Genomic DNA, 10,697 nt, shown 5'->3' with positions numbered 1-10,697 from the left:
CAGGTGATAGATTTCCGACGGCTGCACGGTCCGGATGATCTTGTTAAGCGAACTGGCGTCATTCAGGTCCCCGTAAACCAGCCGCAGCTTCGGATTCGGGTCGTGGGGGTCCTGATAAATATGGTCGATGCGTTCGGTGTTGAAGGAGCTGGACCGCCGGATCATTCCATAAACCGTGTAGCCCTTATTGAGAAGCAGCTCCGTCAGATATGAGCCGTCTTGCCCCGTGATTCCAGTGATGAGTGCGCTCTTCATATTTGATTCGACACGGCATTATAGAATGACGCCGCGATTTCAACTTCGCTGAAGCGATTATTTCTTGGTCCGGTTTGCGCCTATCTGGTTAAATACCCACGGCCAGTGGCTATTTTGAAGGCGGGAAAAGAGTAGTGGAAAAGTACCCTCACCAGATCGGCGTCGGCGGGTTGGTGTTAACCGATTGCGAAAAGAAGCTCGTCAACCAGGTGCTCGACTCCGGCCGCTTGACCTACGGACCGATGACAAAGACGTTTGAGGAAGGTTTCGCGGCCCGGCATGGCTGCAAGCATGCGCTTTTTTTGAACAGCGGCACATCTGCGCTGCACCTGGCATTGCAGGCCATGAAGGTGCGTTACGGGTGGTCCGACGGTGATGAGGTTATCGTTCCGGCGGTCACATTTGTCGCGACGAGCAACATCGTCCTCCATAACAACATGGTCCCGGTTTTCGTCGATGTTGAAGCAGAGACTTTCAACATTGACCCGAACAAAATTGAAGGGAAAATCACGAACCGGACCCGTGCCATCATTCCTGTCCATTTGCTGGGCCTTCCCGCAACGATGGGGCCGATTATGGCTCTGGCGGAAAAGCATGGTCTTAAAGTGATCGAGGATTCCTGCGAGACCATGTTTGCCCGGTATAACGGACAACTTGTCGGCAGCATCGGCGACGTCGGAACTTTCTCTACGTATGTGGCTCACTTTCTGGTTACTGGCGTGGGCGGTTTTTGTACGACGAACAACCCCGAACTGGCAGACGATATTCGCAGCCTCATGAATCACGGCCGCGACACGATTTACATCAGTTGTACCGACGATCAGAACGTTACTGAAAGCATGCTCGAAAAGATCGTGGCGCGGCGTTTTTCCTTCGTTCAGGTGGGGCATTCCTTCAGGTGCACGGAGATGGAGGCCGCGATCGGAATCGGACAACTCGCCCGTGCGGATGAAATCATCCGCCGGCGCAAGGAGATTGCCGATAAGTTCACCAGCCGGCTGGCCAGGTTCAGCGGCGAGATCCAGCTGCCGACCTGCCCGCCTGACCGAACGCACTCGTACATGCTTTACGGCGTCACCGTAAGGAACGACACAAAGGTAAAGCTCGTCAATCACCTGGAAAGCCTCAATATCGAGACTCGCGATTTACTTCCCCTCATCAACCAGCCGATTTACCGGCGGCTCTATGGAGATGATCTGGAAGATCGCTTCCCGGTAGCCAGGCGGATCAATCACTCCTCCTTTTATCTCGGCTGTCATCCCTACATGACGGAAGAGGAAGTGGACTTTGTCATTGATGCCTTCGGTGATTATTTCAGGCACAATCGTTGAGCAGGATGGCAACAGGGACTAAAACGATCAGGCAAATTCAGCCATGGATCGACGAAGAAGAACTTATCCAGCTTAAACGTGTTGTCGCCTCCACCTTCGTTGTCGAAGCGGAACTTACCCGGGAGTTTGAAGAGCGGACTCGCCAACTGACCGGCGCCAGGTACGCTATTGCCGTAACGAACGGGACAATGGCGCTTTATTGCTGCCTCAAGGCCCTTGAAATCGGTCCCGGTGATGAAGTGATCGTCCCGGATTTGACGTTCATCGCCACTGCAAATGCAGTGATCATGGCCGGCGCCACTCCCGTGTTCTGCGACGTTTCAGAAGACACCTTTTGTCTGGACCCTCAAAAAGCTGAACTCCTCATCAGCAACAGAACCAAGGCCATCATGCCCGTGCATCTATACGGACAGGCGGCAGACATGGATGCGTTGGGTAAACTCGCGGCGCAGCGCGGACTCAGGATTATCGAAGATGCCGCGCAGGGCGTGGGTGTTCGCTTCAACGGACGTCATGTCGGGACATTCGGCGACATGGGTATACTTTCTTACTACGGTAACAAGACGATTACGTGCGGCGAGGGCGGAGTCATCCTGACGGATGATCAACGCCTGAGCCAGCTCAGTTACCGTCTCAAGAATCATGGACGCGATGGAAAGGGTGTCTTCATCCACGAGCATATCGGCTTTAACTTTTCCTTCACGGAGATGCAGGCCGCGATCGGCGTTGCTCAGATGGGAAAGCTGTCGCGCATCATCGAGAAGAAAGCCGGAATCCGGGATCGCTATGTGCAGGAACTCGCCGGATTGAAGCGGTTTCGTCCGGCATTTATCGACCCCAGGTGCGCTCCGGTGTATTGGTTCACATCGTTCCTGACGGATGATCGCGATGCTTTGCGGAAATATCTCGGCGAACATGGCATCGAAACCCGTTTGTTTTTCTACCCTTTGCACTTGCAGCCCTGTTACAGGAGCAAAGTCGACTTGCGCGGTTCGTTCGACGTTGCCGGCCGGATTTATGATCAGGGGCTCTCCCTGCCCTCGTCTTACAATTTGACAGACGAAGATCAGGCATTTGTCATTTCCAGGATCCGGGACTTCTATGCGGATCGGAATTAACTGCCTGGACGTCGATCCGGGTTACAGCGGCGGAATCAACACCTACACATTCGGCCTCCTTTCCGGTTTTGCTGCGATCGGCGCGGAGCACCAGTTCCAGATTTATGCCGTGCCGACGAATCTGTCGTTGTTCGATCGGTTCCGGGAGCGGCCGAATTTCAAGATCGTCGCGGTTCCGGAGTATCAGTCGACTCTGAAAAGAGGAATCCGGAAAGCAGCGCGGATGACAAATGTCCCCGCACTCTATCGGCGGGTGAGCGATTGGATGTTTCCCGCAATCGCCCGGATCATGGACGCAAATTCCGATATCATTTATGCGCCCACGACGGTTCTGTTTCCTTACGATCTTCGCAAGACAACGGTCATTTCGATGCACGACATCCAGCAATTCCATTACCCGGAATTCTTCTCGAAACAGGAACTGATTTCACGCCATGTGCTGTTCACGCTTAGCGCACAGTATGTGGACTATATTCAGGCGAGCAGCGAATTTATCAAGCAGGATCTGCTCACGCATTTTAACGAATTGCGGCCGGAACAGATTTTCGTGGTGCCTGAAGGCGTGAACGTGTCCGACTTTCAGGGACCCCGCGAAGCCGACGCCCGGGTCCGGGAGAAATATAACCTGCCGGCCGATTTTCTTTTCTACCCGGCGCAGCTTTGGCCCCACAAAAACCACATAACAGTCCTAAAAGCGGTGGATAAGCTTAAAACAACGCATGGCTTACAAATCCCTCTGGTCCTGACGGGCGCTATATTCTCGGCAGCGGAACAGATCTTCGCTTTTATCAAAGAACGCAAGATGGATTACGTTCGTTACCTGGGCAAGGTGCCTTTCGCGGATCTGACAAGCCTGTATCGAACGGCGCGCTTCATGATTACTTCAGTGCTTTATGAATCGAGCAGTCTCTGTATTCTTGAAGCGGCCGCGGCGGGAACGCCGATAATTGCTTCCAGCACTCCTCCGAATGTCGAAATGAGTGCGATTCTGGACCTTAATCTCTTTCAGTCGTTGGACGTAGACGAATTGGCCATGCTTTTGAACAAAATCTGGAATGACGAGCCGTACCGCAAGCGTCAGAGAGAGACCAACTCGCGAAACATCGAGCACTATTCATGGAACAATGCGGCCAGAAGTTATCTTTCGTTTTTCGAAAAGATCGAGGCAGTGACTGATGCTGGAGCCTGCTGAATTCAAATCGGTCGTGCGAAATACGCCTCTGCTGGCGGTGGATCTCATTGTGAAGAGTCCCGAGAACAAAATCCTCCTTGGATTAAGGAAGAACGCTCCGGCGCGCGGTTTCTGGTTTGTGCCTGGCGGGCGCATTTTCAAGAATGAATCCGCAGAGCAGGCGTTTCGCAGGATCTCGAGAGAGGAACTCGGCCTGGAACTCGATCTCTGCGAAATGAAATTCCGGGGGATCTACGATCATATCTATGAGGGCAATGTTTTCGAAGATCCAGGTTTCAATACTCACTACGTGGTGATGGCAAGCGAGGTTGTCCTTCCTCACAGTAAGCTGGCTTTGTCCGATGCCCAGCACAATTCATATCGTTTTGTAGATGCCATGGATCTGCGTTCTGATCCGGAGGTTCATCCATTTACCAAAAGTTATTTTGCCGACGAACCATCGAATCTATGGAAATTTCAGTACGGGAAGGGATGAATGCCGGAACCTTCGCCAGTGGTGCTGTTTTGCTACAAACGCCCCGATCACACTCGCCAGACCCTGGAGGCTCTGCGGCTCAACAGCCTGGCCGCGAGGACTGAACTCTACGTTTTTTCGGATGCGCCGCGGACGGAGTTCGAGCGCACGAATGTCGACGAGGTGCGGCGCGTGCTCGCCAGGATCGACGGCTTCAAGAGCGTGAATGTTGTCGAGCGGTCTGCGAATCTTGGACTGGCGCGTTCTGTTATCACCGGAGTCAGCAGTCTGTTCGAGCGCTACGAACGTCTTGTGGTACTGGAGGACGACATCGTTACCGCGCCGGACTATCTCGCATTCATCAATGAGGCGCTGGCGGCGTATGAAACGGAGAGCCGCGTATTTTCAGTCACCGGATTCAATTTTCCGATTGCGATCGACCCGTCGTACCCATTCGATGCGTATTTCAGCTACCGTTGCAATTCGTGGGGGTGGGCGACATGGCGCGATCGCTGGCGCATGGTGGATTGGGATGTGCAAGACTATCCGGTCTTCAAGTCGGATGTCCAGGCGCGCCGGCAGTTCAATCGTGGCGGGAACGATCTCGCGAATATGCTCGACCTGCAGTTTCAGGGGAAAATCGATTCGTGGGCGATACGGTGGTGCTATGCGCACTATCAGAATAACGCGTTCTGCGTGTTCCCTGTGCAGTCCCGGGTCCGGAATATCGGATTTGATGGGACTGGCGTCCATTGCGGAGTAACCGATCGTTTATCGGTCGAAATCGGGAATAGCCTGTCCGGCGCAGCGGTCCGTTTTCCTCGCGAGATCAGGCCTGACCCGAGAATTGTGCGTGCCTTTTACCGGTTCAATTCCATCCGCCTGAGGTGGAGGCTGAAGTCATTCCTGAAGTCTTTCCTGAAGCCCTTCCTGGCCTGAGCAACATCTTCCCGTTCGATCCGCGACGGCATTATAGAATGAGTGCCCTGTCTTATGGCGACGCAAGAAATCAAGCCGGCTTCCGGCTCCGCCCTGCAGAACGCTGGCTGGTTGATAGCGGACAAGGTCGTTCGGATGGCCATAGGCCTTGTCGTGGGAATCTGGGTGGCGCGCTATCTGGGCCCCGAACAATTTGGTTTGCTCAGCTATGCGGCGGCATTTGTTTCGCTTTTTGCGTGGCTTTCGGATCTGGGATTGGAGCGGATTGTCGTACGGGAACTGGTCACAAGGCGCCTCGAAAGGGGACAAATCCTGGGCACGGCCTTTCTCCTGAAGCTGGCCGGCGGTTTTGTCATTCTTGCGGCCGCGACTGGGATCGCAGGTGTCCTCAATCCGGGAGATGTCCGGACGATAGTGCTCGTGGCGATCACGGCGGCCGGAACCATCGCCCAGGCCGCCGACGTTGTTGACTACGATTTTCAGGCCCTTCTCCAATCGAAATACGTGACCGTTGCGCGGTCCATCGCCTTCCAGGTGATCTCCGTGCTGAAGCTGCTGCTGATCTTTTACCGGGCTCCTTTAAAGGCGTTTGCGGTTGCCGGCGCCGGGGAGTTGCTGTTGGCGGCCAGCATGTTGCTCATCGTGCATCGTGCAAAGGCAGTGAACACCCCGGCATGGCAATGGAGTTTCGCCACTGCGCGGACGCTGTTAAGGGACAGTTGGTCGCTGATGTTTGCCTCGCTGATGGTAATGGTCTATATGCGCATCGACCAGGTGATGTTGAAGAGCTTATCGAGCGTGCAGGAAATCGGAAAATATGCCGCCTCTGTCCGCATTTCCGAAGGCTGGTATTTCGTTTTGGTGGCTATATCCACATCGATTTTCCCGAAGCTGGTGGACGCCAACGCGGTGTCTCAGGATCGGCTGGACTCGACCGTCCGGCGGTTCTATGCCGCCATGGTCCTTGTGGCGTATGTCTTCGCCTTGCCGCTGAGTTTGTTTTCGGGAGTGGTGTCTACCGCGCTCTACGGCGCCGAATACGAGGGCATGCAGACGATGCTCGCCATCAGCGTGTGGGCCGGGGTTTTTGTCGGCGTGGGTCTGATCCGGAGCGCTTACTGCAACGCAAGGAATTTAAATACCTTCCTGCTCTTGTCCACCGCCGCCGGAGCAGTACTGAATATTCTGCTGAATTTCACTTTGATACCACAATATGGTGGCCGCGGCGCGGCGGTGGCAACACTGGCGGCTTATGCCGTCGGAGGCTATGCCACGAGTTTTTTTTACGGCCCGACGGTACATCAGGGTCGGATTGTTACTCAGATGTTCATGCCCTGGAATGCATGGAAGTATTCGAACTGGCGTGATGTCTTTGCATCGTTGCGGCGCCTTCGTGGTTCGTTTTGAGCTACAGACGGCCCCGATCATCCCGGAAAAAGATGGTATTCATCGTACGGCACAATTCAGTGTAGTGCTGCGCCCGCATGAACTCCGTGATTTCGCCTTCATGCTCTCTATCAGCGCGGCGTACCTCTTCTGCAAGCACCAGGGCAGGCCGGTACCGTTGCCAGTCGTTCGAGCGCAGAACCTGAAGGTCCAGACCCTCCACATCGACTGTCAGAAAATCGATGATCTGGCCGTTTGTAATGACACTCGACAAGACCTCCGAGAGAGGGCGCGGCGTTACCGTGACCTGCCGGATAACGCGATGCCTGGCCGGATCGATATTACGGACTTCGGCCGGTTGGGCCGAGTTCAAGGCCGGATCATTGTAAAGATGAAATGTGATCGGGCGTGTATCCGCTGAGATCGCGGCTTCGATGTTCCGGTCACGTGGCCGGACCGTTCGGAATGGCTCCATCGATCCGGGCGTCGCATCAATGTTCACCCCCGACCAGCCCTTCAGGTAAAAGCGGTACGTGTTCGAAAAGCGTTTCGGATGATGCGCACCCACGTCGATGTAAAACCCTTTGTCGCGGCCTTCGAGAATACGTTCCAGGATGAGGTCTTCGCCCTCCTGCGAATATGACAGTCTGGCGAAGGGATCGGTGATTCCTGTCCATGCGGCTTGCAACCTTCGGCGCAGCCCCCGCCACTTGCTCGGCGTCTTCATTGAGCGGTAGTGAAGCATGAAGGACACAAACATGTCGAGCGGATGGACCGGATCACCAGTAGTGTTCCCGGTGCTGACGGTAGTATTCGAGCGTGTGACCCAGACCTTGCTCGATCGCCGTGCGAGCTTTCCATCCCGTGATCGCATTGAATTTCGCGGCGGAGCTGTAGACGCTTCCGATATCGATGGCCTTCTTGTCGGACGGGAAGGGAACGATGCGGTACGAGCCTTTGCCCGCTGCCGCGATGAGTGTCTTGACGAATTCCTCAAGAGAAATCGGCCGCACACCGGCCAGATTGAAATAATCGCCATCCAGTCGTTGGTCGAAGCCCGCAATCAATAAGGCGTCCACGACATCGTCCACGTGATTGAAGCTCCGGATTTGCCGGCCGTCGCCAAACACCTGAATCTCTTCACCTTCGATCGCCTGCTTGATGAACCATCCGACGAAACCCTGCCGGGCATGTTTTACCAGCTGCCGCGGTCCGTATGTATTGATCAGACGCAGCGACACGGCCGCGATCCCATGTGCCCGCTGATACACCATATGAAACCACTCGCCCGCCATCTTGCTGACACCATTGACATCGATCGGCTTCAGAACCTGCGTTTCGACCAGTGGAAGGGATTCGGGCCGCCCATAAGCCTGTCGTGTGCCGGAATAGACGACGCGCACCTCGCGGTTTTCCTGCCGGCATGCTTCGAGCACGGTGAGTGGCGCGACCGTGTTCATTTGCAGGTCCTCAAAGGGTTGCTGCATCGATTCGATGTGACTGACGTGGCCTGCCAGATTGAAAATAAAGCGCTTACCTCGAACCAGCGTACGCATGAGTTCGAGGTTGCAACTGTCGCCTTCGATCACCTCGACGTCGTTTTTGATGGGCTCGATATTGAAATAGTTCGCACCGCACGTCGGATGCCTCGAGTCCAGGAGGGTGACCGACGCACCGGATTCGACAAGGCGAATCGCGAGGTTGCTTCCAATGAAGCCAAGGCCTCCCGTTATCAAGACCTTGTGTCCGTTATAGTTATTCACAGCAATTTCGAAAGAGAAGTTTAGCCGCCAATGAGGCAAATTACGCCAATTAATTGGCGTAATTTGCCTCATTGGCGGCTAAAAACAAGTTCGCAGACGGCCTGCTGGTGTTTCAGGCGGACATTGCGCGCTTCTCAAGCCGGCTCTCAATGTGATTGAGCGCGACATCGATCAGGTCGGGATCGAAGTGTGACCCGGCGCAGCGGCGAATTTCCGCGGCCGCCTGATCGAACGGGATCGCCCGGTGATATGGCCTCTCGTAAATGAGGGCATCGACGGAGTCCACAATGGCGAAGCAGCGCGCGCCGATCGGAATCGCATCGCCGCGGAGGCCCTGGGGATAGCCGTTGCCATCGAATTTTTCATGATGCATATAGACGAGTTCGGCGGCGCCGCCGAGAAAATCGATCCGCTCCAGGAACTCGCGGCCGTATTCAGGATGGCACTTGATGGTGGCCCACTCGTCGGTGGTCAGAGCCCCGGGTTTCAGCAGAATCCGGTCCGGGATTTTCAACTTGCCGATGTCGTGTAAGAGAGCGCCCTGCTCGATCTGCAGAAGAGCGTGACCCGAGACGCCGATCTCTTCCGCAATACCCTTGGTCAGCCGCGCCACCCGGGCGGAGTGCCCGCCGGTACTCTGGTCACGGAAATCGAGCGCCAGCCCGAGCGTGTGAAGAGTCGCGGCATGGACCACGCCGAGCTGGTCGAGGGTTTCATTGAGCGCCCTGGTCCTCTCCACAACCAGCGTTTCGAGCCGTTCCCGGTACGCAATGTTTTCCAGCACCAGGCGCCGGTGTTCGGCAGCGCGCGACACCGCCGTCATCAATTGCGGGATGTTCACAGGCTTGAGCAGATAGTCGAGTGCGCCCAGTTTCATCATTTCTACTGCGAGGCCGGTATCGGCTTCGCCGGTGAGAAAGACAACTTCAACTGTAGGATCCAGTTCCTTCATCCGCCGGCACACGTCGCCTCCGGTCATTCCCGGCATCGAAAAATCCAGGACGCAGACCTCCGGTTGGAACGATTCGAATGCGACTATGCCTTCGCGCGGATCGGTACGCGCAGCGACCTCACAGCCGCCGAGCCTGAGCACTTCGGATGTGAGCTGAACAACATGCCTGTCATCATCCACAATCAAGACTTTGGCCATGCACCACCTCGGATCGATTTCGACTCACCCAGAGAGTATCATAAGCGCGCTCCCACTCAGGAGTCTCAACCGCCAGTTCATTCTTTTGAAACCATCGCATCATTGATGCAATGATCCAATGTTCTCACTTACATTTCGGCCTGGAGGGCATACTCCGAATCGGGCACCGGCATAGCGAAGGGTTCGCCGCGAAAGTATCGAATAACTTCTTTGGCTGCTTGGGTTTCCATCTCGAGCCGGCAATCGTCCGTGCAGGATCCCATGTGGCACGAGAGCAGGCAGTTTTCGAGACCGGCGAGTTCGCCCTTGTAGGGCTCCTCTTCGAACACGTCGATTGCGGCGGAGAAATCCGGCCGTTCGCGTAAGGCATTGGTAAGGGCGGCCTCGTCCACGATCGGACCACGGGACGTGTTAATAAGGACGGCGCCGGGCTTCATCGAATGGAGTTCGCTCGGGCCGATCAGCCGCCGTGTCTGCGGAGTTAAAGGAATGTGAAGCGTAATGATGTCGGCAGCGCGGAAGATAGTTTCCTTAGCGGCCCACTCGCAGCCGTTTTGCCTTGCATAGTCATCGTCGACAGCCAAATCGTTGAGCAGAATGCGCCTGGGCTTAAAGCCCTGGAGATGCTGGACGACCAGGCGTCCGACCCGGCCGACACCGATCACTCCGACCGTCATGTTCGCCAGACGCCGGCCAATGATCCGATTCCAGCTGCCTTGCCGCAGCCGGCGATCGGCACATGCCGATTTTCGCAGCAGCGCAATCATTTGCCCGATAACGAGTTCGGCAACCGCGGGGGAGGGAGCCGACGGCGTGTACGTCACCGCGATGCCTCTCGCACGCGCAGCGCCAAGGTCGATGTTATCGAGGCCGATTCCGGTGTGTGCAAGCAGTTTCAACTGCGGCGCGCGATCCAAAACGGACGCCGTGACAGGTTCGGTTCCGGCGATAACCACTTCGTATGAGCCGATCAGACTTGCAATCTCTTGTTCGCTCAACCGACGTTTAAGCGGATTGAGCTTGTAGGAGATGTTGTTCCTTGTGAGAAGTTCGAGTGCAGCGGCGTCGCCTTCTCCGAATGGAGACGTGGTGATGAGAATTTCAGGCAT

Annotated in this window: 11 protein-coding genes; 6 read left to right on the top strand and 5 right to left on the bottom strand. The window is 55.6% G+C overall.

The window, feature by feature from the left end:
• Window positions 1-255 (bottom strand): GDP-mannose 4,6-dehydratase (locus tag VGK48_03135; protein HEY2380156.1); only part of this gene is annotated, 255 nt, incomplete at its 3' end.
• A 134-nt stretch (window positions 256-389) separates the two neighbouring features.
• Here VGK48_03135 and VGK48_03130 point away from each other — a divergent pair.
• From VGK48_03130 to VGK48_03105, 6 genes are read left to right on the top strand one after another with little or no spacing between them, the layout of a single operon-like run.
• Window positions 390-1,586 carry a DegT/DnrJ/EryC1/StrS family aminotransferase gene (locus tag VGK48_03130; GenBank protein ID HEY2380155.1) on the top strand — a complete coding sequence of 399 codons (1,197 nt, stop codon included), beginning with the start codon at window positions 390-392 and terminating at the stop codon, window positions 1,584-1,586.
• Between the two features lie 5 nt (window positions 1,587-1,591).
• Entirely contained in the window at window positions 1,592-2,704 is a 1,113-nt protein-coding gene (locus tag VGK48_03125; protein HEY2380154.1) for a DegT/DnrJ/EryC1/StrS family aminotransferase, read from the top strand.
• Window positions 2,688-3,896 (top strand): glycosyltransferase family 1 protein, encoded by a 1,209-nt coding sequence (locus VGK48_03120; GenBank protein HEY2380153.1) that lies wholly within the window; start codon window positions 2,688-2,690, stop codon window positions 3,894-3,896. The genes VGK48_03125 and VGK48_03120 overlap by 17 nt, the downstream gene beginning before the upstream one ends.
• Window positions 3,880-4,371: a GDP-mannose mannosyl hydrolase gene (locus VGK48_03115; GenBank protein HEY2380152.1), complete on the top strand. Its 492-nt coding sequence runs from the start codon at window positions 3,880-3,882 to the stop codon at window positions 4,369-4,371. The genes VGK48_03120 and VGK48_03115 overlap by 17 nt, the downstream gene beginning before the upstream one ends.
• On the top strand, window positions 4,372-5,289 hold the full coding sequence (locus VGK48_03110; GenBank protein HEY2380151.1) for a sugar transferase: 918 nt from the start codon (window positions 4,372-4,374) through the stop codon (window positions 5,287-5,289).
• A gap of 54 nt (window positions 5,290-5,343) precedes the next feature.
• Window positions 5,344-6,696, top strand: a complete 1,353-nt coding sequence (locus tag VGK48_03105) for a flippase (protein ID HEY2380150.1) — start codon at window positions 5,344-5,346, stop codon at window positions 6,694-6,696.
• Between the two features lies 1 nt (window position 6,697).
• Here VGK48_03105 and VGK48_03100 read toward each other — a convergent pair whose 3' ends face one another.
• From VGK48_03100 to VGK48_03085, 4 genes are all read right to left on the bottom strand, one after another.
• Window positions 6,698-7,402, bottom strand: a complete 705-nt coding sequence (locus tag VGK48_03100) for an FkbM family methyltransferase (protein ID HEY2380149.1) — start codon at window positions 7,400-7,402, stop codon at window positions 6,698-6,700.
• A gap of 52 nt (window positions 7,403-7,454) precedes the next feature.
• Window positions 7,455-8,438 (bottom strand): NAD-dependent epimerase/dehydratase family protein, encoded by a 984-nt coding sequence (locus tag VGK48_03095; protein HEY2380148.1) that lies wholly within the window; start codon window positions 8,436-8,438, stop codon window positions 7,455-7,457.
• Window positions 8,439-8,550: 112 nt separating this feature from the next.
• The gene (locus VGK48_03090) at window positions 8,551-9,588 is read right to left on the bottom strand and encodes an HD domain-containing phosphohydrolase (GenBank protein ID HEY2380147.1); all 1,038 of its coding nucleotides are present in this window, start codon (window positions 9,586-9,588) and stop codon (window positions 8,551-8,553) included.
• A 128-nt stretch (window positions 9,589-9,716) separates the two neighbouring features.
• Window positions 9,717-10,697: a phosphoglycerate dehydrogenase gene (locus VGK48_03085; GenBank protein HEY2380146.1), complete on the bottom strand. Its 981-nt coding sequence runs from the start codon at window positions 10,695-10,697 to the stop codon at window positions 9,717-9,719.

The organism is Terriglobia bacterium (assembly GCA_036496425.1).
In the GTDB taxonomy this organism is placed as follows: Bacteria; Acidobacteriota; Terriglobia; order 20CM-2-55-15; family 20CM-2-55-15; genus 20CM-2-55-15.
The sequence above is the reverse complement of the archived record's forward strand: the minus strand, read 5'-3'. Positions and strand labels throughout refer to the sequence as shown.

Coding starts and splice junctions, on each gene's coding strand:
- VGK48_03125 (HEY2380154.1), top strand. CDS start 1,592: ATGGCAACAGGGACTAAAACGATCAGGCAAATTCAGCCATGGATCGAC.
- VGK48_03115 (HEY2380152.1), top strand. CDS start 3,880: ATGCTGGAGCCTGCTGAATTCAAATCGGTCGTGCGAAATACGCCTCTG.
- VGK48_03085 (HEY2380146.1), bottom strand. CDS start 10,697: ATGCCTGAAATTCTCATCACCACGTCTCCATTCGGAGAAGGCGACGCC.
- VGK48_03110 (HEY2380151.1), top strand. CDS start 4,372: ATGCCGGAACCTTCGCCAGTGGTGCTGTTTTGCTACAAACGCCCCGAT.
- VGK48_03090 (HEY2380147.1), bottom strand. CDS start 9,588: ATGGCCAAAGTCTTGATTGTGGATGATGACAGGCATGTTGTTCAGCTC.
- VGK48_03100 (HEY2380149.1), bottom strand. CDS start 7,402: ATGAAGACGCCGAGCAAGTGGCGGGGGCTGCGCCGAAGGTTGCAAGCC.
- VGK48_03120 (HEY2380153.1), top strand. CDS start 2,688: ATGCGGATCGGAATTAACTGCCTGGACGTCGATCCGGGTTACAGCGGC.
- VGK48_03105 (HEY2380150.1), top strand. CDS start 5,344: ATGGCGACGCAAGAAATCAAGCCGGCTTCCGGCTCCGCCCTGCAGAAC.